The following is a 23,684-nucleotide window of genomic DNA, read 5'->3' on the forward strand; positions in this document are numbered from 1 at the left end:
GTATGGCTGCTGGGCTGATTATCTAATTCATTCCCAAATTTACTCCATCAGTGCAACGGATTTAATCTGCGCCCATACCTGCAGCCCGGGGCGGATATTGAGCATAGCGGCCGATTTCTTGGTCAGCCTTGCCAGAATCATGGCATCGCCCACTTTTACCCTGACCAGCACAAGGCCGGGGTGTTCATCGTCGGCAAGAGCATCAACACAGCCCGGTAAAATATTCTGGATGCTGCTTTTACCCGGCGGCTCAACGGCCAGGCTGACATCTCTGGCGAGCACGCGTACCCGCAGCTTACGGCCAATCGGCAGGCCCTGATCTTTGGTCCACAGGCTGCCGCCTGAAAAGATCACTTTGGCTAAATGCCATTCAGCATCTAGCTCGGCCACGCTGACATCCAAAATTGCTCCGGCGTCTTCTCCAAGATGAATCGGCAGATCAAGGCGGGTGAGCGTTTCGACTAGTGGGCCACTTGCGAGCACATGGCCCTGCTCCATCACTACTAAATAATCTGCCAACCGCGCCACTTCATCTGGGGAGTGACTGATGTAGAGCACAGGAATATGCAACTCTTCATGCAAGCGCTCCAGATAGGGCAGGATCTCTTGTTTACGTTTTACATCCAGCGCGGCCAGCGGCTCGTCCATCAGCAAAATATCCGGGCTGAGCGCAAGGGCGCGAGCAATGCCAACTCGGCTGCGTTCTCCACCAGAGAGTCGTTCGGGTTTGCGCTCCAGTAAATGGGTAATACCAAGCAGCTCGATCGCTTGCTCAAGGTTGACTTGCTGCTTGGCGGGAATGCGCTGTAGCCCATAGCGCAGATTGCCCAATACGCTGAGATGCGCAAACAGGCTGGCTTCCTGAAACACATAACCCAGCGCACGCTTATGTGTGGCTAAAAAATGGCGCTCGTCTTGCCAGACTTCACCATTCACAAGAAGCCGGCCCTTGGCACGCTCCAGCCCTGCAATACAGCGCAGCAATGTGGTTTTGCCTGAGCCGGAAGGCCCGAACAGAGCTGTGATGCCATGGCTGGGTAAGTCTAAATCCACATCTAGCTGAAAGTTTGTCCAGTCAAGTTGGAAGCGTGCCTGAATTCCTGTCATTTCACGCCTCTACTCGGTCGCCAGATATACATCGCCAGCAGCACAAAAAAGGAAAACGCTAACATAACGGCAGAGAGGCGATGCGCCTGCAGATAATCCATTGCTTCCACATGATCATAAATCTGCACCGAAACCACGCGGCTAACGCCGGGGATATTGCCGCCTATCATCAGTACGACGCCAAATTCCCCCACAGTATGAGCAAAGGTCAGAATACTTGCTGTCATAAAACCCGGAAACGAAAGGGGGACCACAATGGTAAAGAAAGCGTCCAGCGGTGAAGCGCGTAAGGTGGCGGCCACTTCCAGCGGGCGTTCTCCTACTGCCTCAAATGCGGTTTGCAGCGGCTGCACCATAAATGGCAGAGAGTAAAAGACCGAAGCAATGACTAGCCCCCAAAAAGTAAAGGGCAGCAGCCCAATCCCTAATGATTGAGTAAGCTGTCCGACAGGCCCATGCGGCCCCATTGCCAGTAGCAGATAAAAGCCCAGCACAGACGGCGGCAAAACCAGCGGCAGCGCCACCACGGCAGCTACCGGCCCCTTCCACCATTTTTGGCTGCGCGCCAGCCACCATGCAATTGGGGTGCCGATGATCAGCAAAATCAAGGTCACCATACTTGCTAGCCTTAGCGTCAGCCAGATGGCTTGCAAATCACTTTCAGTCAGAAGCATTCATCGTTCCCTAATCGACAAGGGCGGGTTGAAGTCCGCTAGGTTCAGCCCGATAAGCATGATTTAAATCGAATACCCGGACGCATTAATGATGGCTTTGGCTGGGGCTGATTGTAAAAACTTAAGCAGCGCCTCAGCCGCAGGCTTACCTTTTCCCTTGTTGAGCAAGACCGCATCTTGCCTTATCTCTGAATATAAAGACGGCGGCACAATCCATACGGATCCGCTTTTAAGCTTGCCCCCGTCAAATGCTTGCGACATCGCAATAAAACCCAGATCTGCACTGCCAGAGGCAATAAACTGATGGGTTTGCGCAATATTTTCGCCCGTCACAAATTTAGCGGCCAAGTCATCGAAAATACCGAGCGCTTTTAGTGTCTCGCTCGCGGCTAATCCATAGGGAGCAAGTTTAGGATTGGCGATGGCAAGGTGAGCAAAGCTGCCTTTTTTAAGAATCTCACCTTTATCGTCAATGTAATTGGCTTTTGCACTCCATAGCACCAGCTTGCCAATGGCGTAGGTGAAGCGATACGTGGCTAAGCCTTCTTTTTCTAGCCTAGCGGGGGTTTCATTATCCGCGGCGAGTAAAACCTCAAAAGGCGCACCATTTTTAATCTGCGCATAAAACTTGCCCGTTGCCCCGCTGGAAAGCAGGAGTTTGTGACCACTACTTTGCTCAAACAGCACTGCAATCTTTTGCATCGGCCCTGCAAAATTAGCCGCAACCGCTACTTGAACATCATCAGCAAAAGCCGGAATAGAAATGCAGACCATGGCAGCCGCAAAAAAATGTGGGGTAGTCATTCATGCTCCAATTAATAAAGCTAGCCTGCTCAGAAGGGGCAAACCCGCTTACTGACGGACAGCTTAAAGCTTTTTGTGGCGGGTGTGTTGGTGCGAAAGGGGTAGAGCGCGTTAAGGCTTACTTTCTGTAATAAATTCCCTAATCCTCGCAAAAGCAGCCTCAGGATCATCCCGCCATACGCCGTGACCACAGCCAGCAAATTGCGTAAATTGCATCCACTCGCTGGGTAGTGCTTGGGTAATATCTTTCGCGTCTTCCAGCGGGCATACAGGATCCAGTTCACCGGCAAGGACGAGTACCGGGCATTGTGCTTTTGCAAGGCCAGGCAATAAGTTCATGGTCTGCTGCTCTGTAGCAGCCCACGTCAGTAAAATATCGTGATTGGAGCTGCTGCGCCTTGCCGCTGCCTTATGTGTGGAATAAAGCGGCTTACAGATTTGCTGGTAGGGCGCCAGTGTGGCCGTGTTGGGCGAGCTCCAAAACTGCAAGGCTGCCTCTCTTGCTGCCGGGCCACCTAATTGCTCGAACATGGCGAGTTTACGTTCCAAATTAAGCGCGGCTGACGTGCTGGATAAAATCACCTTGCTAGGGTGGTCCGGGTATTTGGCTAAATAATGTTGGGCCACAAAGCCGCCAAAAGATTGTCCTAAAACAATCGGCTTGCTGATGCCCAGCGCAGAGCAAAGCGCCACCAAATCATCGGCAAAGTGATCTAGTGTCAGCTCTGCCATCGGGCGCGGATTGCTGCGACCATGCCCACGATGGTCGTAATAAATAATCTGTGCAATATCGGCAAGCTGGCTGAATGCAGGTTTAAAGCCGGTGTGATCGTAGCCTGGGCCGCCATGCAATAGGATGAGTGTCGGTTTTTCGCGCATTTGCGTGCCATCAGCCACAAGGCTTGAGCCTTCGACATCAACAAATAATTGCACATCGTGACGGATGGCTATTTTCATTGGGCGTTGGATTTAAGGCGATCGTGCCAGTCACTCACTAACAGCCCATAAAGTGCCGTATCAGATACCACGCCATCTACAATCCAGCGCTCACGCAAATAGCCTTCGCGGCTAAAGCCAAGGCGCTCTAAGCTTTTGGCGGAAGCCAAATTTCTAGGGTCGATATCGGCCTCTATACGGTTTAATTTTAATTCTGAAAAACCAAAATCAAGCAGAGCACTCAGTGCCTCATGCATATAGCCCTTGCCCCAAGCTGAGTGCGCCATGCCGTAGCCAATTTCTGCGCGGCGGCATTGTTTATCCAGATCAAATAGCGTGCAATTGCCAATTAAAATATGGTCTTCTGCACGCTCAATTCCCAAGCGAATATAGCCTCCTGCGGCCATGGCCTTTAAATCACGGGCAATCAGCGCTTCTGCAATCTCAATAGAATTCCAGGGCGGGGTGCTCCAGTATTGCATTACTTTTTCATCAGAAAAAATAGCCAGTAATGCAGGTGCATCCGTTTCTTGCAGTGGCCGCAATATTAAGCGACTGGTCTGAAATTTAACTTTTTCAAAAGTAGTCATTTGTGCAATCTTTAAAAGGTTAAAGGCCTGATATGGGCGAAATACCCCTAACAACTTACAATGATGGATATATCAACAGCGTGGCAAAAATTCAGCGTTTAATGGCCAGTACCAACACACCTGCAGCAACCAAAGCGATGCCTAGCCACTCTCTGGCGGAAGGGCGCTCACCTAAAAATGCAAATGCAAAAACGGCAACTAAAACAAGACTGAATTTATCAACAGGGGCCACTTTTGATGCGTCGCCTATTTGTAAAGCCCTGAAATAACAAACCCAGGATATACCTGTAGCAAAAGCAGAGAGAGCTAGAAATGTCCAAGTTTTAGCCGTCAGCGTCAATGGATTACTCCATTTTCCTGTGTATCCAATAAACCCCGTGAGCACAAAAACAATAATCACCGTTCTAATGAGGGTGGCAAAATCAGAATCGACCCCTTTAATCCCTATTTTTGCAAAAATGGCAGTCAGTGCAGCAAAAACAGCCGACAGTATTGCCCAAAAAAACCACGGATTACTCATGGGTTAAAATACCTTACATCATGTAGTTTTACAGGTGGAATACGGCCAGCTACAGGCGGGAGATTTACCACAAAAAATCAAGAGGCCTGACTGCATTAAAGCCAGTTGAAGGCGCGCCGGATGGAATCAAAGTTTATTTCTGATTTATGCGGGATACGCCTTTTCGAGTATTTTATTCTGCCTTTTGTGCGCAAGCAGGTACTCTGTCATTGGCGGTTAAAGCATTCAACTGCTTCCAGCTAGCCCTTGGGCAAGTTGCTGGTTTTTTATCGGGCATACACAAAATATAATAACTGTCGACGGCTTTGTCTTTTAAGCATTTCTTAAAGTCTTTAATTTCAAGATATTTTGGCGGCAGGGCGGCCGCGCTGTTGACTGCAGTACCCGCCGTTATTGCAAGTAAAAAAATCGCACTGATCTTACACACATTTTGTTTCATATTACGGCCTTTATAAAATGAACAATGATGTTGTAATTTATAAATGAACCGCAGAACATGTATAAATTACTGACAAAAAAATAACGCATAAAGTGACTCACGTAAAACAGATCATCACCTTCAAGGTGGTTTCATTTATTTTAAATATAGCAGGGCCTCTTCATAACAAATGGATCTACACTATCTCCCTCGTCCATCGGTGATATGCCATGCAAAGCAGCTCGCTAATTTGGGGGGAATGCCCGGCGCATCTTTTTTTAACCATTTCTCCACGGCAGGCCCTTCGCCATCGATGGCCGATCCGGCCCAATAAGTCAGATACCTACTGCTTTTATTGGGGGCCGCGCTATAAACTAAATAGGATTCATCGGTAATGCGGGTGCTGATATAAATAATGTACCATTGCTTATAATGAATCACCTCAAAAATATCTGTGCTATCAGTGAATAAGGTCTGATTGAGTGAAGGCCCCAATTGCTTGTTGAGGTGCACATTAATGGCTTTGGCAAAGATGGTCTTCTTTTTTTCTGAAACAGGCCGTATCATTTTTTCGCAAGGGTTTGCAAATGTAGAAAAAGAAACGCAGAAAAAAATGGTGGCGATGAAACATATTCTCAAATGTTTTACTCTGCTTGCCATTGCCTCGGTTGAATCTTCAGACATGGGCAGGTCCTTTATTCCGCCAATCATTTTTATTCATGGCCAGTACAATAGTATTCCATGAGGTCCCTTTGAAAAACTGATCATTGATGCGCTCGGCTTCAATATGCATTCCCAATGATTTACAAAGATTGATTGCGGCTTTATTGCCTGCTATTGTTTCTGCATAAATACGCTGAATTTCTAACGTGCTGAATCCAAAGTCAATAATCGCCTGAGCAGCTTGTCTGGCCGCTCCAGTGCCATGCCAGCGCCTCCCTAATTCGCAGCCAACTGATGCATTGGCCGTATCTTCAAGGCGAATTCCACAAGAGCCCATTAATTCGCCAGCGCGGGAAACAACAGCCAGTTGAAATTTTCGTCTTGGCTGCTCTTTTGACTGCTGAATAAATAAATTCAGTAGGTACTCAGATTTTTCAGCGGAGGAATCTTCTTCGCTATAAAAACGCTGAAATTTTTCATCATTACGCAGATTTTTATATTCATTTAAGTCTGCGGGCGTGAAATCTCTCAGTAAAAGCATAGTGGTTGAAATTGTAAGCATTAATTTGGCCTTAGGGAAAGAATACGCTCAGTACTTGTGATGCGTAGCTTAAACGTCCAACCTAAACAAAAGTGCTTCCTGATTATCCGCCTCTGGACCCGCATTAAATTGTCGCAAAAGAACTGCCCCCGCTTTTTCTGCAGAGCGGCGCGATGCGAGATTATCTATGCCCATGGCGATATCTATCCAGCTTAAACCGTGGCTTTGTGCCAAAGGGGCGAGCTGCAATATGGCTTGCGCAGCGTAGTTTCTTCCGCGCTTCCATGGCAGCACGGCATAGCCAAGATGCCCCAAGCAATAGGCAGGCAAATCTGAAGTCCCTTTTTGCCAGCGCAGGCTTAAATCGCCCGCAAACTCTCCATCAGAAATCCAATATCTGGCTCTCGATAGCCGCGGTACTGTGCTGCCGTCATTTAATACCACTGGCGGGCCGGCCCCTTCCAAGTCAGTCAAAGAAGCCAGAAACTCCTCCGCATTTTGCGCAATGCGGGCCAGTTGGGCTGACGCACCTTCGGGGTCATGATCGCCATCTCTAGTCCAGCTCCGTTCAAGTGCTGAGATATAGCTAGGCAAAAGGGTTGAATTTGGTGTGGTGAGAATGATGGGCATATATTCCTTTTTGTTCTTCTAGATAGCTCTGCGCTTGTGCTACTTTAGCCAATCTAATATTTAGCGTCACCAAAAAGAAAGCATATAGCCTTAAAGTACGTTTATTGTCTGACGACGATTGGCAATGCATAATCAAAAAAAAGAATAATTGCTTTAACTCTTGAAAGGATATTCATGCGACAACGTCTTAATTTGATCTTGCTTGGTGTAAGCGACATTGCTAAATCCACTGCTTTTTACGAGGCACTGGGCTGGCCTAAAGCAGCATCGAGCCATGCCGGGTTTGTAAAATTTGATTTGGGTGGCATTGTTTTAGCGATTCAAACCCGTGAAGCATTTGCCATAGATGCCAACTTTGCCACGGCAGAGGGGAACGGCTTTTCTGGGATAGCATTAGCCTATATCGCCCGCAGTCCCGAGGACGTGCCGCGAGTACTAGATAAAGCCGCCAACTTGGGCGCAACCATCGTAAAGCCCGCCACGAAAAATGCTTGGGGTATAGCAGGCTATTTTCGTGACTTAGACGGGCATTTATTTGAAGTGATTTATGAGGATGGCTGGGTCTTTGATGAGTTTGATAATTTGATTGTTTAATTGATTTAAATAATATGTATTTAGATTGTGTTCGTTTGCGCCGAAATAGCTAATATTTTCCTGACGAATTCTTGATTGCTAATCATATTGGATGAGCGCTAAATATGTGTGATATAGCTGAAATATGTAGACGGGTACTTTTTAAATTCAAAATAGGCGAAGATGCTTGTGGCTATAGTGGGAAGGGGTCTTCATTTTTAATAAGCAGTATGGATCATTGTTATTGGGTAGCAGCACTTCATTCTATTGGTCCGTCGCCAAGCAGCATAAATACTAGCATAAATACTTTAAAGGTGACGCCATCGGATGATGCAGAAATATATCTGCCTTTTGATGAGAAATATGGGTGGCTCAATCCAGAGGATCAGGCAGAATATAAGGATATATGCATGCTTAGGGTGAATTTAACTGAATATCTTGAGTATGGTGATGGTAAATTAAAGTCTGTAGATATTGATCTTGGTTTTTTTGCGGCAAAAGATTTATTGCAAGATGAAGAGCTATTTGTTGTTGGGTATCCTGCTGAAAGTAATGAAGTTGACTATGATGCGCAAAAAATAAACAATACCCGCGTGGTTTTAAAAGCAAAATATATGGGGTTTAGCGAATATGCAGCTGACTATTATCATAAAATCATGGTGAACAGCTCAATATATCTAGAGGACTTTGATGGGTTGAGTGGCGGACCTGTGTTTTGTACGCGAGATCAATTGATAGATGGGGTAATGTTACCGCGCTATTTGTTAGTTGGAATGGTCATTAGGGGTGGGGCTTCGAGTGGAATACTGCGCTTTATTGGGTCTGAAGTTATTAAGAGTATTGTGGATAATATTGAAAATATACCGACTTAACAATCAAACAAAACCCCGCATAGGCTATTAACCTATGCGGGGTTTTGTTTGTTCAGGCAAATGACCGGAGCTTACTCAGGGCGCATTTGCGGGAAGAGGATAACATCGCGAATACTTGGTGAGTCTGTCAATAGCATGACTAAGCGATCGATACCAATACCGCAGCCGCCGGTTGGTGGCATGCCGGATTCCAGTGTGCGGATGTAGTCTGCGTCGAAATGCATGGCTTCATCGTCACCGGCGTCTTTTTGCTCAACTTGCGCCATAAAGCGTTCGGCTTGATCTTCTGGGTCGTTCAACTCAGAGTAACCATTGGCGTGCTCACGGCCGACCATAAATAGCTCGAAGCGTTCGGTGATGCCGGGTTTGCTGTCGTTGGCGCGGGCCAACGGGGAGACTTCGGCTGGGTAGTCGACAATAAAGGTCGGCTCCCACAATTTGGCTTCGGTATTTTCTTCAAACAGGGCCAGTTGCAATGCGCCCACGCCTGCGTTTGGCATTGGTTTGCCACCTAAACGCACTACTTCTGCTGCCAAGAAGGCTTGGTCGTTCAGTTGCTCATCGGTGTATTCTGGGTTGTAAGCTTTGATCGAGCCTGCGATGGTGTAGCGAGCAAAAGGCTTGGATAAATCGACTTCACGGCCTTGGTAGCTAATTACTGTGCTGCCTGTGGCTAGCTCAGCACACGCGCGGATAATGCCTTCAGACATGTCCATCATGCGCTGGTAATCGGCATATGCTTCGTAGAATTCGATCATAGTGAATTCTGGATTGTGGCGTGTGCTCATGCCTTCGTTTCGGAAGGAGCGATTAATTTCAAATACGCGCTCCAAGCCGCCAACGATCAGGCGTTTGAGGTAAAGCTCAGGGGCGATACGCAGGTAAAGCGGCATATCCAGTGCATTGTGGTGTGTTACAAATGGCTTGGCCGTTGCGCCGCCGGGGATGCCGTGCATCATCGGGGTTTCAACTTCCAAGTAGTTTTCGCCCACCATGTAATCGCGGATGCACTGCACGATCTTAGAGCGCTTGATAAAGGTGGCGCGGCTTAAATCGTTAGTGATTAAATCCAGATGGCGCTGGCGATAGATTTGTTCCTGGTCTGCAAGACCGTGGTGTTTGTCCGGAAGAGGGCGCAGTGATTTGGTCAGCAAACGCAATTCTGTGACTTGGATCGAAAGCTCGCCAGTATTGGTTTTCATCAGCATGCCACGGGCAGCAATAATATCGCCCATATCCCATGACTTGAAGCTGTCGTAAACGTCTTCACCCACTTTGTCTTTGCTGATGAAAAACTGAATACGGCCGGAGGAATCTTGCACAGTGGCAAAGCTTGCCTTGCCCATCACGCGTTTAAGCATCATACGGCCAGCAACGGCAACGCTGACTTGTGCTGCTTCCATGTCGGCTTTTTCAAACTCGCCATACTTAGCTTGTAAATCGCCTGCCATGTTTTCCCGTTTAAAATCATTCGGGTAAGCCACGCCAGTGGCGCGCAGGGCAGTCAGTTTAGCGCGGCGTTCTGCGATAATCTGGTTTTCATCTTGCTGGATAATTTGTTCTTCGGACATTTTATATAAACCCAAATCTTGAACCACAGAGAACACAGGTGTTCACGCAAAAGCCCTTAAAGCACGACATTCAATGCCGTGCATCGCAAGTGTGGTATTGAAGTTATCAACAAGCCATCTCTGTGGCCACTTAGTCTTAAATACATAGGCAAGGACGCATTGCGGCTATTTATAGATAAGCCGGATTTCCCTATCAAACCCCGTGTTTCAAACTGGCGGCGATGAAGCCTTCTAGGTCGCCGTCCATCACGCCCTTGATATTGCCGACTTCATAGCTGGTCCGCAGGTCTTTGATACGGCTTTGATCGAATACATAAGAGCGAATCTGATGGCCCCAGCCGATATCGGATTTAGTGGCTTCCAGCGATTGCTGCGCTTCCATGCGTTTACGCAGCTCTAGCTCATACAATTTGGCGCGCAGCATTTTCCATGCTTCGTCACGGTTTTTGTGCTGGGAGCGGTCGTTCTGGCATTGCACCACGGTATTGGTCGGGATATGTGTCAAACGAACAGCGGAATCGGTTTTATTAATGTGCTGACCACCCGCGCCAGAGGCACGGTAAGTATCGGTACGCACATCAGCCGGATTGATTTCAATCTCGAAACTATCGTCCACTTCTGGGTAAACAAACACCGAAGCAAACGAAGTATGGCGACGATTATTTGAATCGTAAGGCGAGCAACGAACCAAGCGGTGAACGCCTGTTTCTGTGCGTAAGAAGCCGTAAGCGTAATCACCGGTCAACTTGATCGTTGCCTGGCTGATCCCTACGATATCACCGTCTGATTGCTCCATCACTTCAACGGTAAAGCCTTTACGCTCACCGTAGCGCACGTACATACGCAGCAACATGCCCGCCCAATCTTGTGCCTCAGTACCACCCGCACCCGATTGAATATCGATAAAGCAGGGCATAGGGTCCATCGGATGATTAAACATCCGGCGAAATTCCAGCTCTTCAACGCGGGCAGAAATGGCATCCACATCATCAGATACGGCTTGCAGGGTATCGAAGTCAGCTTCTTCCTTGCCCATGTCGAATAAATCTTTGGCATCAGTAAGGCCTGCCAGAACTTCATCCAGCACCACAACCACGCCCTCAAGCGCTTTTCGTTCGCGGCCTAATTCTTGCGCTTTTTTCTGATCGTTCCAGATATCCGGGTCTTCCATCAGGCGCACAACTTCTTCAAGCCGATCGCTTTTGCCGGGATAATCTAAGTATTTGCGGAGTTCTTCGCTGCGAGTGACCAAATCTTCAATTCGGCTCTCGATCTGATTAAGCTGTTCTGCTTCCATGCCTGTGGCTTTGTCCCATTAATACGGCGTGCAGCCTGCCGGACTTAAACGATCGATACAGAAGGATGTCCGGTTTGAGACACATTTCGCAGATTTCTTGCGGTAAATAGCGTGCTATTTAACAAAAAATACGTGAAATGTGGCCAAATCCGGCGCCCCCGTAGCAGATCAGTCTTAAGCCTGACAGGCTGCAAGCACTAAAGCGCAAAATTATACCGTGAGAGTGGCTCTCAGTGGGAGTCTCAGATTGAAAATTGCTAAAAGTACATTTAGCTGCCGACGTGCGTCACCTTGTTTGCCTATGTACGGCGGCGCATTTTCTGTGGGCTAAGCTTGCGCAGAGAATTGCGGCATGCTCGCTTGAATGGTGGTGGTGTTGCCATTGGCGGAGTAAATCATCGGTGCGTTTGCCGCTTTGGCGGCTTGTTCTAAAGCTGCGGTGGCTTTTTGCAGTGAGGTATCCATGGTTTTAATTGCATCCTGATAGAGCGATTTATCCGTTTTGGATTCTCTTTTGCTTTTTTGGAGCTCCAAGGCCAGCAGTAGCTTGGCCTTTTGCATGGTTTTTTTTGCGTCTTCCAGAAAGTTTTTATCCTCAGCACTCATGCCCTTATTGGATGGTGAGGCCATTTCATTATTTGATTTTTCAGTTTTCTCTGCTTTTTCGTTTTTTTCAGTGGCTTCGGCTTTTTCCGCCTTCTCCGCAATTTGTAAGGCTTGCTCTGCGGCTTGCCCCGCTGCAGGTCCGGCATTTTCTGTGCTGCTGGCTGCGGGCGCGGTTTGTGAAGCTGCGGCTGTTGGGCCTCCCCCCGAAATAAGCGGTGTTTGCACCGCGCTGCCACCACTTACGCCTGCATATTCTGCTACGGCCGCAGCAATTTGTTTGGCCAGCCTCGCTGCTGCCGCCACATTGCTTTTACCCACTCCTGCAAATTTCAACATGCCATCCAGCTGGCGTTTAAGCATATCCAGCCGCGCTTTAGCTGCGCTTTTTCTGCTTGAAACCGGATCCCACTTCGGAATTTTGAAAGAGAAGCTGCTTTCCTGCGCTTGCTTGTCTTCGTTTTTTTCGCTGCGCGGGCGGGTATTTAAGGGCTGGATGAGTGTTTGAATGGATTCGGCAGCGATTTTCATATTTAAACCTTGATGTGAAAGCAGGCAGTCAGTCTTGTGCCTATATATCGAAGAAAAACCGTCAATCTTTAATGTGATTTGTAAAGATTAAGCAATGGTTCGCGATGCCATAGCGCTGATTTGGAGTAGCTTGCCACAACTGTATGTGTTGTAAATATTTTTTATATTTTTTGTCAGTAAAAAAACAAACTAAACCATGAAAATCTTTCGTTGAGAAACAATAATGAGTAAGTGCTCTGCAACCCAGAGGAAACTCGCTCATGTTATTTCTTCATCGCCTAAGTGTACGTACCAAATTGGTGTGTTTGTTTTTGTGTTTAAACTTGCTCACCGTGCTGTCGTTTTCTATTCACACCTACCTCCAAAGCTCTGAACAAGCCGTGGCCCTGATTGATAGCCGGCTTAATGCCGCTGCGCGCGCTGTGCCTACCCTACTGGGAGACGCTTTTTTTACGACGATGTTTACCGAGGGCAGTGTAAGCAAAGCGCAAATGGCCGCAAATGCACTTAAGCTGGATCATTACGCTAGGCCGCTGGGGGTGAAATACCTCTATCTTTTATGGCAAAAGAATGATGGTGTTTATTATCTGGCCGATGGCGCAGGGGAGCAGGAAGTTGCGGCGGGTAAATTTAGCCAGCACCTGGAAAAATACAATCCCAGCGAGGGTGTTTTACGGGCTTTCAGCCGCAATAGCATTGAATACGACGAATACACCGATAAATACGGCACCTTTCGCTCGGTATTTATCCCGCTGGAGCACAAAGGACAGCATATTTTGCTGGCTGCGGATGTGCCCCTGCAGGCCGCCATGCAAAGCCGAAATGATGCACTCAAAGAAACGCTGCTGATTGGCACTGTGTCTTTGCTGCTGGGGACGATTATCTCCTGGTTTTTAGCTAATTTACTGGGCCGCTCTATTTTAGGGATTGCCAATCATATTTCCCGTCAGGCTCAAGATCACAATCTGGCTACGGAGCTGAAGCCGCGTGGACAAGATGAAGTCGCTACCATTGCCCGCAGCTTTAATCATCTTTGCTTGGCCTTTAGTAGCACCTTAAGAGAAGTCGCTGATAATGCGCTCGATACCGTTAAAAGTGCAGAAAGCGTGCGGCAAAGTGCCTTATTTGTGCGGGATGCAGCCAGTAAGGGTCAGCATTATCTGGCCGATATCGCACACCGCTCCGGTCATATCGGGCAATTGTCTGCCGGCAGCCGGGAAATGCTGGGCAAGGTGCAGCTGCAATTAAGCGGTGTAGATCAGGAGCTGGCAGGCTCTGGCACTGCAGTTAAAGAAATGACATCGGGCATGGCCGACCATGTGGCCGCCAATCGCCAGCTGGCGCAGCGTTTTAAAGCGCTTTCTGCCGATGTGCAAAGCATTACCGTGATCTTGCAGCGTATTTCAGGTATTTCTGAGCAAACCAATTTACTGGCGCTTAACGCCGCAATTGAAGCCGCTAGGGCGGGTGAGGCAGGGCGCGGCTTTGCCGTAGTGGCCGACGAAGTCAGAAAACTAGCGGGGCAAACGCAGGCAACCCTTTCAGAAACAGATCTTTTTGTGGGCACGCTCACCCATTCCATTCATGAAACCGCCAGCATTATTACGCAGCATGCCGATGAAGCAGACCGGCTCTCCGGCGCATCGGATCTGGTAGAAAGCGCGCTGGAAAAAACCCGTGGCCTGCTCAGCCAACTGCGCCACGCCTTTGCCCAAAGCGTCAGCCAGAGCGAATCCATCAGTGATTCGGTGGGCGATATGCACACCGATCTGAAAGAACTGGAAATCAATGTGCGCCAAAACACCGAAGAAGCAGACCGTCTTTCTGCTGAAGCGGTCAGCCTAGAAAACACCTCGCGGCTCTTAAACCAATCGCTGGTGAGTTTTAAACTGGGTTAGCCCATTGATTGAACCCATAAATTTAAGACCTTGTTTTAGACAACGCCCGTGTTTCGCATAAAAAAATGCGGCCCCTCAACAGGGCCGCATTTTTTACAGAGAGAGCCTGAGCTCCGCGTTGCTTACACCGCCAAACGATGACGGATTTCGCGTAATGCGGCCGACATCATGGCCAAGTCTGGCGCGAGTGTTTTCATTTCTTCAAACATTCTGCGGCAGTGGGCGATGGCTGTTTCCTGGCTTTGCAACCATGATTCAACCCGCACACTTGGCGTAGCGCCAGGGCTGAGCTCAAGCGCTGCGCTGGTCAGCGCGATGTGGGCACGTTGCAGATCATCGCGGCAAGCCAAGCGTGCCAGAGTTTGCCAGTGGTTGGTGCGTGGTAATTGCTCAATTAAACCATGCAGCCAATCCAGCTCCAGCGCATCACCCAAGGCAAAGTGAATAGTGGCTACGGCATCCACATCAGCGGCTTGTTTTTTGGTGAGCAGTGCAATATTAAGCAGCTGCGTAGCACCGTCGAGGCAAGCGCTTTGTTTGGCCAGGGCAGCAGGTACGCCTGCAGCCAGCCAGCTTTGGGTGATTTCTACCTGTTTGGCCGAGCCCGCATACCACTCAGGCAATTGCGGCAAGAGCGCCGGGATGGTGCCTTTCAGCTCACGAATCAGCTCTGCATAATCCGGCAGAGTGTCCTGATTTTGTACCAGCCAGCGTGTTGCATGCTCTAGCTGACGGCGCTCGCGCAGCAGCATGGCGTATTGCATAGACGCCGGAATGCTGTTGTCCAACGATTCGATAGCAACAAATCGGGCTTCGCTATCGAGCAGCTCAGTAGCGTCGTACCAAGCGCGCACAATCGTGGCAGGGGAAAGCTCGGTTTCCTCAGAAAGACGGAAGACAAAGCTGATACCCATGCGGTTGATGGTGCGGTTGGTTAGCTCATTGGCCACAATTTCGCGGCGCAATGGATGCTCGCCCAAGCGATCACCAAAGCGATCCACCAGCGGTTTAGGGAAGTAAGCCGCCAGCAGATTGTCCCAATCCGGGCTATCTGGCAAATCACTGGCTAGCAAGTCTTGGAATAAGGCCATTTTTGCATAGGCTAGCAATACGGCCAGTTCCGGACGCTCTAGGCCCTTGCCTTCCTGCTGACGCACGGCGATTTGTGTGTCAGTCGGCAGAAACTCAATACGGCGGGACAGGCGGCCATTTTTTTCCAGAGCCTGCATAAAGCGCTGATGTACCGGCAAGAGTGAAGCAGTTTGCTGGTATTCCAGACTAATGGCTTCGGTTTGCAGATAGTTATCACGCAGAACCAGCTCGCCCACTTCATCCGTCATTGAGGCCAGTAGATCGTTACGTTGCTTCATGGTCAGATCACCACCAGCCATGATTCGGCCCAGCAGAATCTTGATATTCACTTCGTGATCAGAGCAATCCACACCAGCAGAATTATCAATCGCATCAGTGTGCACACGGCCACCGTGAGCGGCGTATTCGATGCGCCCTAATTGGGTGAAGCCTAAGTTGCCGCCTTCGGCGATCACTTTGCAGCGGAATTCCTTACCGTCGATACGTACCGCGTCGGTGCCACGGTCGTTGGCTTCGGCCGGGGTCTGGCTCGATGCCTTGCCGTAAGTACCAATCCCACCGTTGTAGAACAAATCAACCGGTGCTTTCAGCATGGCGCGGATCAGCTCGCTTGGTTCCAGCTCATCGGCTTCTACATCCAGAATCGCTTTAACTTCGGCAGATAATGGAATGGTCTTGGCATTGCGCGGCCAGACACCGCCACCTGCGGAGATCAGCTCTGCGTTGTAATCGGCCCATGAAGAGCGTGGCAGATTAAATAGGCGTTCGCGCTCTTTAAACGACAAGGCAGGATCTGGATTTGGATCAAGGAAAATATGGCGGTGATCAAAGGCGCCCAAGAGCTTGGTGTGCTCGCTGCGCAGCAGGCCGTTACCAAATACGTCGCCAGACATGTCGCCTACGCCGATCACGGTAAATTCATCGGTTCGGGTGTTAATACCCAGTTCGCGGAACTGGCGCTCCACCGAAACCCATGCGCCCTTGGCGGTAATCCCCATTTTCTTGTGGTCGTAGCCTACCGAGCCGCCCGAAGCAAAAGCATCATCCAGCCAGAAGCCATAGTCGCGTGAAATGCCGTTAGCGATATCAGAGAAGGTGGCCGTGCCCTTATCCGCAGCCACAACCAGATAAGGATCATCCTCATCTAGGCGGCGCACTTGCGGTGGATGAACCACCTGACCCGCTACTAAGTTATCGGTTAAATCGAGCAGACCACGGATAAAGTTTTTGTAGCATTCAATGCCGCGTGTCATTAGCGTTTCGCGATCGCTTGGCGGATTTTTCACCACAAAGCCACCTTTGGAGCCCACCGGCACAATGACAGTGTTCTTCACCATCTGTGCTTTGACTAGGCCCAGCACTTCGGTACGGAAGTCTTCGCGGCGATCAGACCAGCGCAAGCCACCACGGGCAACCTTGCCACCGCGTAAATGCACACCTTCCATTTCTGGTGAGTAAACAAAGATCTCAAACAGCGGCACCGGCTGCGGCATATTGGGAATGCGCGCCGATTCAATCTTGAACGAGGTATAGGATTTGCTCTTGCCCTCAACATCCAACTGGAAGAAGTTGGTGCGAACAGTCGCCAGAATCGCGGCCAGCAGGCTGGAAAGAATACGTTCTTCATCCACGCTAGATTGATTCGCGCAAGCCTGACGAATTTCTTCGGCCAGAATATCCGCCACGCCAGGCGCGCTGGTGGCAGGATCATGCGACATCACAAACAGTGCTGCCAATTGACCGCTCAGCTTGCCGTGGCGCAGCAGGCAATCGGCAATGATTTCAATGCCGTATTTCAGATTGACCTGGCGCATATAGCATGAATAAGCACGCAGAATCAGTACTTCACGCCATGCGAGGCCCGCACCAAGAATCAGGCGGTTAAAGCTGTCGTTTTCGCACGCGCCTTCAAAAATGGCCGTAAAGGCGGCAATCAGGCGTTCACGGTCGATGCTGTTTTCCAGCGACGTGCCGACTGGCAAACGAAGGCCGATATCGATAATCCATGCGTGCTCGGTTTGATCGAAAGTCAGCGCATAAGGGCGCTCGTCCAGTACGCGCACGCCCAAGTTTTCCAGAAGCGGCAGGCAATCGGACAATTCAATCGGTTTGCCACGGTAAAGCTTTAAGCGCCACAGCGTTGGATCAACCACGCTGCCCGGTGAAAGGGTGATGGCGATTTTGTCGTTCTTTAAGCTGGATTCCAGCGCTTCAATATCGTAAACCGCAACACGGCCAGAGAAATCTGCGCAGTAAGCTGGGGAGAAAGCACGCTGATAGCGCTGATACAGCGCAGCACCGGCTTCTTCGCCTCGCACATGGGTCAGCTGATTGCGTAAATCATCTTGCCAACGCTGAGCGGCACGGGCGATTTCGTCTTCAATTTCTTTAACGTTGTAAACAATGCGCTCGCCCACCGGTAGATGAATCAGGAAGTGGATGCGTGCTAATGGGCTGTCGGCCAGCAGAACATTAAATTCTGCTTCGTAGCCACCCAAGCGCTCCATCAGGATTTTCTCAACCTTCACGCGCACTTCGGTGGTGTAGTTATCGCGAGGCACAAACAACATCACGGAGACATAGCGGCGGTAGAGGTCTTCGCGGAAGAAAGTACGTACGCGGCTGCGCTCGTGCAGGCTGACGACACCCTGAGCGATTCGGGCCAAATCATCGATGCCGATTTCCAGCAGCTCATCACGCGGGTAAGTATCGATGACATTAAGTAAAGCCTTGCCACGATAGCCGCCTACATCTGCATTGCTGGCCAGCAGGACCGCATTAATTTTTTTACGCAGTAAAGGAATATTGCGTGGTGGTGTGGTGTAAGCGCTGGCGGTATAAAGGCCAAGAATACGTAATTCACCAATGACTTTGCCCTTGGCATCCACCTCACGCAGGCTGACCATATCGAGGTAAACCGGGCGGTGGATCAGGGAGCGGGTGTCGGCCTTGGTCATCAGAATCAGCGGATCGGCTGAGTAGGCGCGCTCTCTTAAATCAACAGGTAAGGCGGCCCAGGTGTGTGACAGGCCGGAATCGCCAGAGTCACGCAACAAGCCATGGCCAGAGCCACCTACAAAATGTAAGTTGCCATCTTCTGCAAAGCGGTAATCACGCACGCCAAGGAAAATAAAGTGGCCAGCCAGCATCCATTCCAAAAATGCGCTGGTTTCACGTACCAGCACCATGTCCAGCGGAGGCGGGCGATGACGCAGGCCTTCCAGTGCCGCCGTTACACGATCTGCCATGGAGGGCCAGTCGGTGACGCATGCGTCCAGCATGTCCAGCGCGTTGTTTAGATCGTTTTCCAGCTGGGCGATCGCATCACTTGCGGTAATACGATCAATCTCAATGTGCATCCATGATTCGGCTGTGCCTTGCTCGCCCATGCCTTGCCAATCGCCATTTTCCTGACGGCTTACTTGCAATACAGGGTGAACGACCTGGTGTACGCCGTAACCCAGCCGCGCAACGGACATGCCGATGGTATCAACAAGGAAAGGACGATCCGCTTGAACAATCTCAATGACGGTGTGGCTGCTTTGCCAGCCATGATCAGGCACGCTAGGATTATAAATACGGATTTTGCGCGTATTCGCCACCCGGGTGCGAGCCATACGCCAATGCGCAAGCACCGCTCCAAACCAATCTTCCGGCGTTTTTTCTATTAAATCGTCTTCAGAAATGTGGGCGAAGTAAGCAGAGAGAAAATCTTGGGTGATTGGCTGGTCACTCGCTGCAGCAAGTTCGCCAAGTGCTTTGAGTGTGGACAAAACGGTCATAACAGAAGCTCCGGTTCAGTGTGCCCTGACTCTATACCCACCTTTCAGGCATTGCCAGCTTTGGCGCATCATGATTTTCACTAATAGCAGGAATACAATAGTAAGAATATTGCCGCCAAGTTGTTGTTGTTTATGAATAAGCCTGACAGCATGTTATTTTTAACAATAGGGTAAATTGTAAATTTCAAGAATGTTTAATTTGTCGATACATTATCAATCTGCGGTTTTAAAATTAAATCAAGAACATATTGGTAGGTGAAATCACCTACGTCCTTAGCTATTACTAAGAATAAAGCCACTTGCAATGCCTATGCTATAGGCACTTTATGACCGTTTATATTTATAAATAACAAACGACTGTTTTAAAATTGACTGGTCGGATGTCGTTTGTTAATGCTCTGCAAAAAATAAATAATTGCTCAATCCATGTAGCGTTGATATTGATTGACTGATAAATAAACAAGAAAATCCAATTAGGGCAGGAATGGGAAATGCTTGTAAGTTTTCGTGCTTTTGCCAGCCTGCCGCATCCACCTTGCCCATAAAGGTTTCTCACTTGTCCAGAGCTGAAAGATTACTGAGTTTAATGCAGCAATTACGCCTAAATCACTACCCTGTAAGCGGTGCCGTACTGGCGGAAACGCTGGGAGTCAGCCTGCGTACGCTTTATCGTGATATTGCAAGCTTACAAGCGCAGGGCGCAAAAATTGAAGGGGAGGCTGGGCTGGGTTTTGTATTGCGCCCCGGCTTTACACTGCCCCCTTTGATGTTTACGGTGGAAGAAATCGAAGCGCTGGCGCTGGGGGCAAAATGGGTGGCTCATCGCGCCGATTCAGGGCTGGGGGACGCCGCAAACCACGCATTAAGCAAAATTGCGGCCGTGTTACCTGCAGAGCTGCGCTTTGAGCTCGACAGTGCTGCCTTATTAATTGGCCCCAGTTTTCATCAGGGTGATTCAGATGAAACGCTTCATCTCATCAGAGCCGCCATCCGCCATGAGATGAAGCTGGATTTGCTGTACATGGATGCAAAACAACAGGCATCACATCGCCTGATCTGGCCCTGTGCACTGGCTTTTTTTGATCAGGTCAGGGTGATTGTGGCTTGGTGTGAAACAAGGCAGGCTTTTCGTCATTTTCGGGTGGATCGAATTCAATCCGTGCTCAGTATGGATGAACGCTATCCAAAACGGCGTCAAGCTTTGCTTAAAGCATGGCGTGAAACCGAAGGTATTCCTGCGCAGGGCCGGGGCGCTTAGGCAGACTCATGTGCGCGGTCAAGTTTCTGGACTTTGCGCCATACAGAGGGAGAAAGCGTTTCCGCCTGCCGCCATGCGGCTCTGAATGCCTGAGGGCTGGCAAATCCGCAATGCTCGATAATCCCTTCAATAGAGCGATGGCTGTCTTTCAGCATGCGGCGGGCCAGATCCAGCTTAAGTTTTTGCTGGTATTGCTTCAGGGTAATGCCGCAAGCTTGTTGAAATAAACGGGCCAGATGCCGGTAGCTTAGCGAAAACTGCTCTGCCAGCTCGTCATAAGTACCAGAATCGCAAGGATGTTGCGTCATATGGTCCTGCACCAAATGAATAATTGGATCGTTATGATTGCGGTAGCAAAGAGGCGCACTCAGCTCTGGGTCGTGCTCCAGTCGCCGGAACTGCACGAGGTTTTCCCTCGCCACCCGCAGCGCAATCGCGCTGCCAAAGTATTGCCCCACCAGGTGCAAGGCAAGATCAATCCCGGCCGAAACGCCTGCTGAGGTATAAATGGGCCCGTCCTGCACCATGAGCCGCTTACTCAGTACCCGGCTGGCCGGGGCTGCTTTTTGTAAACGATCCAGATAATCATGGTGAGTGGTGCAATATCGCCCGTCTAGCAAGCCTGCTTCGGCCAAAAAAAGCGCGCCTGTGCAGACGCTGGCGATGATAACGCCCTCAGGCATGTTTTTACCTAAGGTGCTAAGCCAGTCCACCACTTTTAATTGATAGGGAGTGTAAGGCTGATCGGTTTGAATTTTGCTGCCCACCATCACGACCACATCGCCCTTTATTAATTTTGCGGGCAGCGGTGCAATATCCATCAGGCTGACACCCTGAAAGCTATTGAGCTCGGTATGGGGGCCAACGCAGTGAATACTGAGTTCTGCAAGTCCCAGCTCAGGAAGCGTGGCCAGAATTTGCATCGGCCCGCCTAAGTCCAGGATATGCACATGAGGGAGCAGTACAAAAAAGATACGTTTCATGGGGCGATGGCAAATCGTTCGTTAAAAAAACGCACAATCCGGCGGCGTGCATCCTCGCGAGCTTCAGGATTTGGGGCTGAAATGCTTTCTCCTCCCTTGCCGTGGTGCGCGTAAGGGTCCTGATAATGGCTCTCTTTTTCCAGCATATCGAAGCCATGCTCTGCATTGGGATAGACCTGCACGCTCAGCTGATGACGATATTCAGGTTCCAGCGACTGAGCCAGCTCAGGGCAGGCTTGCTCATTATCATCGTAACGATCTTTTGCCCCCGCCAGAATCAATACTTTGGTGGCGCTTAGCGACTGGAAGCGATAGCCGGGCACTTTGTTATACGCCCAGCAAACCGGGTAGAGCGCAATATTTCCTTGTAAAGGCGGAACCCCTGCTGGCGGTCCATTCTCTTTGGTGGCCGACAACATCGCCATAACACCCCCCATGAAAACCCCATCACGCCGATGCGTTTTGCGTCTATTTTTTCCTGATTGGCCAGCCATACTTCCGCGCCCCATAAATCGGGCAGGGTGTCGTGTACTTTCTCCGGGCGGCCTTTTGCGCCTCCGTTCAAGCCACGCGCACCCCACATATCCAGCTCTAGGCTGGCAATGCCTGCTTTAGCTAGGTTCTGAGCATGCATGGCACCACGCGAATCGATACCTGCAGAGCCGTGCAGAATAATCACGACAGGAAACTTTCCCGCGCCCTGTGGGGTGCGAAACACCCCCATGACTTCCAGCGGCGTTTTGCCGCCAAAAGCAGGAAAGTGAACCAGCCGGGTATTCAGTGTGATGGCTTCAGGTTCATTGGCAACTGCCGCAGACAAAAGCCCGCAACAAAGCAGGCTGGTGAGGCCTTTAATAGCAAAATTTTTCATGCGCTTGCACGGCCTGTGAATTTGCAATTGCGCCCATTCTAAATGCAAATTCATGAAAATAGCATTAAAAATTTTACGTCCTTATTTTTGCTTTTTTTGTCCTGTTTTTCGCTTATCCATTTGGAATTAACACGGTAAGATCAATGAAAAACCATAATTAATAAGCAGCTATAGGGGGGTGACATGTCAAAACTGGAACTACTTTGGAATCCTGATTTTTCTGCTGAATATGGCAGAAATATTGTTGATCTGATTAATGCCACTGTGGCTGATGGCGGAATGCTCGGTTTTATCGAGCCGCTTGATGAAGACACAGCCCGGCAATTTTTAAGCGCGCTGATTCAAAAAATAGCGAAAGGGGAAACGCACGCGCTTTACGGCTCTGAAAATGGCGAGCCGGTTTTTTTTGTTTTAATGAATCTCAGTGGCATGCCCAATTGCCGCCATAGCGCTGAGCTGGCGAAAGGCGTGGTTTCTCCGCGCTTCAGGGGGCAGGGCTTGGTACAGGCTGCATTTAAGGCCCTGATCAGTAAGGCGCGCACTTTACAGATTGAGCAGTTTGTTCTGGATGTACGGGCCAATTCGAGGGCGCATCAGGTTTGGCAATACTTTGGCTTTAAAACATGGGGCGTATTAGAAGACTACGCCAGAATTAATGGCCAAAAGCATGCCGGGCACTATATGGCGCAATCGGTTGAATCGCTGGCGGAACGAATGGCTTATACACAGGAGGAATCAACATGTTAATGACAAAAATAGAATTTAAAACCACCCTAGAAAAAACCTTACATCAACATTTAACGCTTTCTCATCCTATTTTTTTGCACCTACTGGATGAGAAAAACCCCAATAAAGAATTGCTTATACAGGTTGCATTGCAGGGCTATCAGCTGACTAAGCATTTTCTGGATTATGTGGAGCATCTCTTCTTTTATTGCCCACACCCTAAGTTTAAAAAAGCGCTGCTGATTAATGTGTACGAGGAAGAAACAGGCCAGTTATCCCGCACAGATAACCATGTTGTGCTGATGCAAAACTTTATCCGGGCTTTGGGCGTCAGTGATCAGGAACGTGATGCTGCAGTGGCGCTGCCCGCTACCCAGCGTCTGATTGATTACCGGCTGCATGCGGTACGCAACCCTGATCAATACCATATTGGCGCTGCGGCAGTCATGATTGCCAGTGAAGGGCAAAATCTGGAAACCAAGGCGGGTGAAGCAAGGCATACGCTGCTGGGCGGCGTATATGGCCTGAACGAGCATGATCTGTTGTTTTTTTCGGTACATCAGAAAGAAGACGTGGGGCATGTACAGCAAGGCTTGAATCTGGTGAGTGCCCTCTGCGATACCGTACAAAAACAACAGGAAGCGCTATTTGCCGTAGAGCATACCTGCGAGCTGTTCTGGGGCATGTACGAAAACCTTTATCAAGAATATTGCCAGCAAAGCGAGCCTTGCCTGAGCAGCTAAC

General features: G+C 49.6%; 21 protein-coding genes. 6 read left to right on the plus strand and 15 right to left on the minus strand.

Features of this window, described 5'->3' with window-relative positions:
* Nucleotides 1–39: 39 nt before the first annotated feature.
* The 9 genes from modC to DYD62_RS11170 form a co-directional block, all read right to left on the minus strand.
* Entirely contained in the window at nucleotides 40–1,107 is a 1,068-nt protein-coding gene (modC, locus tag DYD62_RS11125) for a molybdenum ABC transporter ATP-binding protein (RefSeq protein ID WP_115227400.1), read from the minus strand.
* The gene (modB, locus tag DYD62_RS11130; protein WP_115227401.1) at nucleotides 1,104–1,781 is read right to left on the minus strand and encodes a molybdate ABC transporter permease subunit; all 678 of its coding nucleotides are present in this window, start codon (nucleotides 1,779–1,781) and stop codon (nucleotides 1,104–1,106) included. The genes modC and modB overlap by 4 nt, the downstream gene beginning before the upstream one ends.
* A gap of 63 nt (nucleotides 1,782–1,844) precedes the next feature.
* Nucleotides 1,845–2,585 carry a molybdate ABC transporter substrate-binding protein gene (gene modA / locus DYD62_RS11135; protein WP_115227402.1) on the minus strand — a complete coding sequence of 247 codons (741 nt, stop codon included), beginning with the start codon at nucleotides 2,583–2,585 and terminating at the stop codon, nucleotides 1,845–1,847.
* A 111-nt stretch (nucleotides 2,586–2,696) separates the two neighbouring features.
* A complete protein-coding gene (locus DYD62_RS11140) occupies nucleotides 2,697–3,542 on the minus strand; it encodes an alpha/beta fold hydrolase (protein WP_115227403.1) in 846 nt (281 codons plus the stop codon).
* A complete protein-coding gene (locus DYD62_RS11145) occupies nucleotides 3,539–4,111 on the minus strand; it encodes a GNAT family N-acetyltransferase (protein ID WP_115227404.1) in 573 nt (190 codons plus the stop codon). Before DYD62_RS11145 ends, DYD62_RS11140 begins: the two co-directional genes overlap by 4 nt.
* 91 nt (nucleotides 4,112–4,202) lie before the next feature.
* Nucleotides 4,203–4,631, minus strand: a complete 429-nt coding sequence (locus DYD62_RS11150) for an EamA family transporter (RefSeq protein WP_115227405.1) — start codon at nucleotides 4,629–4,631, stop codon at nucleotides 4,203–4,205.
* Nucleotides 4,632–5,250: 619 nt separating this feature from the next.
* Nucleotides 5,251–5,733, minus strand: coding sequence for a hypothetical protein (locus tag DYD62_RS11160; RefSeq protein WP_115227407.1), 483 nt, complete (start codon nucleotides 5,731–5,733; stop codon nucleotides 5,251–5,253).
* Nucleotides 5,726–6,274 (minus strand): GNAT family N-acetyltransferase, encoded by a 549-nt coding sequence (locus DYD62_RS11165; RefSeq protein WP_115227408.1) that lies wholly within the window; start codon nucleotides 6,272–6,274, stop codon nucleotides 5,726–5,728. Before DYD62_RS11165 ends, DYD62_RS11160 begins: the two co-directional genes overlap by 8 nt.
* A gap of 48 nt (nucleotides 6,275–6,322) precedes the next feature.
* Nucleotides 6,323–6,883 (minus strand): GNAT family N-acetyltransferase, encoded by a 561-nt coding sequence (locus DYD62_RS11170; RefSeq protein WP_115227409.1) that lies wholly within the window; start codon nucleotides 6,881–6,883, stop codon nucleotides 6,323–6,325.
* A 174-nt stretch (nucleotides 6,884–7,057) separates the two neighbouring features.
* Between DYD62_RS11170 and DYD62_RS11175 the strand changes: the two genes are divergently transcribed.
* Both DYD62_RS11175 and DYD62_RS11180 read left to right on the plus strand, forming a co-directional pair.
* Nucleotides 7,058–7,477, plus strand: a complete 420-nt coding sequence (locus tag DYD62_RS11175) for a VOC family protein (RefSeq protein ID WP_115227410.1) — start codon at nucleotides 7,058–7,060, stop codon at nucleotides 7,475–7,477.
* Between the two features lie 104 nt (nucleotides 7,478–7,581).
* Entirely contained in the window at nucleotides 7,582–8,328 is a 747-nt protein-coding gene (locus tag DYD62_RS11180; RefSeq protein WP_132038644.1) for a hypothetical protein, read from the plus strand.
* 71 nt (nucleotides 8,329–8,399) lie between these two features.
* Here the strand turns inward: DYD62_RS11180 and lysS are convergent, their stop codons facing one another.
* The 3 genes from lysS to DYD62_RS11195 form a co-directional block, all read right to left on the minus strand.
* Nucleotides 8,400–9,899, minus strand: coding sequence for a lysine--tRNA ligase (gene lysS, locus DYD62_RS11185; protein WP_115228277.1), 1,500 nt, complete (start codon nucleotides 9,897–9,899; stop codon nucleotides 8,400–8,402).
* Between the two features lie 193 nt (nucleotides 9,900–10,092).
* Nucleotides 10,093–11,196: a peptide chain release factor 2 gene (gene prfB / locus DYD62_RS11190; RefSeq protein ID WP_115227412.1), complete on the minus strand. Its 1,104-nt coding sequence runs from the start codon at nucleotides 11,194–11,196 to the stop codon at nucleotides 10,093–10,095.
* Between the two features lie 327 nt (nucleotides 11,197–11,523).
* Nucleotides 11,524–12,330: a hypothetical protein gene (locus DYD62_RS11195; protein WP_115227413.1), complete on the minus strand. Its 807-nt coding sequence runs from the start codon at nucleotides 12,328–12,330 to the stop codon at nucleotides 11,524–11,526.
* A 260-nt stretch (nucleotides 12,331–12,590) separates the two neighbouring features.
* Between DYD62_RS11195 and DYD62_RS11200 the strand changes: the two genes are divergently transcribed.
* Nucleotides 12,591–14,228 (plus strand): methyl-accepting chemotaxis protein, encoded by a 1,638-nt coding sequence (locus DYD62_RS11200; RefSeq protein WP_115227414.1) that lies wholly within the window; start codon nucleotides 12,591–12,593, stop codon nucleotides 14,226–14,228.
* A gap of 122 nt (nucleotides 14,229–14,350) precedes the next feature.
* Here DYD62_RS11200 and DYD62_RS11205 read toward each other — a convergent pair whose 3' ends face one another.
* Nucleotides 14,351–19,102 (minus strand): NAD-glutamate dehydrogenase, encoded by a 4,752-nt coding sequence (locus DYD62_RS11205; RefSeq protein WP_115227415.1) that lies wholly within the window; start codon nucleotides 19,100–19,102, stop codon nucleotides 14,351–14,353.
* A 556-nt stretch (nucleotides 19,103–19,658) separates the two neighbouring features.
* Between DYD62_RS11205 and DYD62_RS11210 the strand changes: the two genes are divergently transcribed.
* Nucleotides 19,659–20,360 (plus strand): helix-turn-helix transcriptional regulator, encoded by a 702-nt coding sequence (locus DYD62_RS11210; protein WP_115227416.1) that lies wholly within the window; start codon nucleotides 19,659–19,661, stop codon nucleotides 20,358–20,360.
* Here the strand turns inward: DYD62_RS11210 and DYD62_RS11215 are convergent.
* Together DYD62_RS11215 and DYD62_RS11220 are read right to left on the minus strand one after the other, a co-directional pair.
* Entirely contained in the window at nucleotides 20,357–21,343 is a 987-nt protein-coding gene (locus DYD62_RS11215) for a GlxA family transcriptional regulator (RefSeq protein ID WP_115227417.1), read from the minus strand. The genes DYD62_RS11210 and DYD62_RS11215 overlap by 4 nt on opposite strands.
* Entirely contained in the window at nucleotides 21,340–21,852 is a 513-nt protein-coding gene (locus DYD62_RS11220) for a dienelactone hydrolase family protein (RefSeq protein WP_115227418.1), read from the minus strand. Before DYD62_RS11220 ends, DYD62_RS11215 begins: the two co-directional genes overlap by 4 nt.
* A 545-nt stretch (nucleotides 21,853–22,397) precedes the next feature.
* On the opposite strand from DYD62_RS11220, the gene DYD62_RS11230 reads away from it, so the two are divergent.
* Together DYD62_RS11230 and DYD62_RS11235 are read left to right on the plus strand one after the other, a co-directional pair.
* Entirely contained in the window at nucleotides 22,398–22,961 is a 564-nt protein-coding gene (locus tag DYD62_RS11230) for a GNAT family N-acetyltransferase (RefSeq protein WP_115227420.1), read from the plus strand.
* Nucleotides 22,955–23,683 carry an iron-containing redox enzyme family protein gene (locus tag DYD62_RS11235; RefSeq protein WP_115227421.1) on the plus strand — a complete coding sequence of 243 codons (729 nt, stop codon included), beginning with the start codon at nucleotides 22,955–22,957 and terminating at the stop codon, nucleotides 23,681–23,683. The genes DYD62_RS11230 and DYD62_RS11235 overlap by 7 nt, the downstream gene beginning before the upstream one ends.
* The last annotated feature ends 1 nt before the right edge of the window (nucleotide 23,684 follow it).

Source organism: Iodobacter fluviatilis (genome assembly GCF_900451195.1).
Lineage (GTDB): Bacteria > Pseudomonadota > Gammaproteobacteria > Burkholderiales > Chitinibacteraceae > Iodobacter > Iodobacter fluviatilis.

Bases quoted from the DNA above. Each gene is read 5' to 3' on its own strand.
- modC (WP_115227400.1), bottom strand. From the start codon at position 1,107: ATGACAGGAATTCAGGCACGCTTCCAACTTGACTGGACAAACTTTCAG.
- modB (WP_115227401.1), bottom strand. From the start codon at position 1,781: ATGCTTCTGACTGAAAGTGATTTGCAAGCCATCTGGCTGACGCTAAGG.
- modA (WP_115227402.1), bottom strand. From the start codon at position 2,585: ATGACTACCCCACATTTTTTTGCGGCTGCCATGGTCTGCATTTCTATT.
- DYD62_RS11140 (WP_115227403.1), bottom strand. From the start codon at position 3,542: ATGAAAATAGCCATCCGTCACGATGTGCAATTATTTGTTGATGTCGAA.
- DYD62_RS11145 (WP_115227404.1), bottom strand. From the start codon at position 4,111: ATGACTACTTTTGAAAAAGTTAAATTTCAGACCAGTCGCTTAATATTG.
- DYD62_RS11150 (WP_115227405.1), bottom strand. From the start codon at position 4,631: ATGAGTAATCCGTGGTTTTTTTGGGCAATACTGTCGGCTGTTTTTGCT.
- DYD62_RS11160 (WP_115227407.1), bottom strand. From the start codon at position 5,733: ATGTCTGAAGATTCAACCGAGGCAATGGCAAGCAGAGTAAAACATTTG.
- DYD62_RS11165 (WP_115227408.1), bottom strand. From the start codon at position 6,274: ATGCTTACAATTTCAACCACTATGCTTTTACTGAGAGATTTCACGCCC.
- DYD62_RS11170 (WP_115227409.1), bottom strand. From the start codon at position 6,883: ATGCCCATCATTCTCACCACACCAAATTCAACCCTTTTGCCTAGCTAT.
- DYD62_RS11175 (WP_115227410.1), top strand. From the start codon at position 7,058: ATGCGACAACGTCTTAATTTGATCTTGCTTGGTGTAAGCGACATTGCT.
- DYD62_RS11180 (WP_132038644.1), top strand. From the start codon at position 7,582: ATGTGTGATATAGCTGAAATATGTAGACGGGTACTTTTTAAATTCAAA.
- lysS (WP_115228277.1), bottom strand. From the start codon at position 9,899: ATGTCCGAAGAACAAATTATCCAGCAAGATGAAAACCAGATTATCGCA.
- prfB (WP_115227412.1), bottom strand. From the start codon at position 11,196: ATGGAAGCAGAACAGCTTAATCAGATCGAGAGCCGAATTGAAGATTTG.
- DYD62_RS11195 (WP_115227413.1), bottom strand. From the start codon at position 12,330: ATGAAAATCGCTGCCGAATCCATTCAAACACTCATCCAGCCCTTAAAT.
- DYD62_RS11200 (WP_115227414.1), top strand. From the start codon at position 12,591: ATGTTATTTCTTCATCGCCTAAGTGTACGTACCAAATTGGTGTGTTTG.
- DYD62_RS11205 (WP_115227415.1), bottom strand. From the start codon at position 19,102: ATGACCGTTTTGTCCACACTCAAAGCACTTGGCGAACTTGCTGCAGCG.
- DYD62_RS11215 (WP_115227417.1), bottom strand. From the start codon at position 21,343: ATGAAACGTATCTTTTTTGTACTGCTCCCTCATGTGCATATCCTGGAC.
- DYD62_RS11220 (WP_115227418.1), bottom strand. From the start codon at position 21,852: ATGGGGCGCGGAAGTATGGCTGGCCAATCAGGAAAAAATAGACGCAAA.
- DYD62_RS11230 (WP_115227420.1), top strand. From the start codon at position 22,398: ATGTCAAAACTGGAACTACTTTGGAATCCTGATTTTTCTGCTGAATAT.
- DYD62_RS11235 (WP_115227421.1), top strand. From the start codon at position 22,955: ATGTTAATGACAAAAATAGAATTTAAAACCACCCTAGAAAAAACCTTA.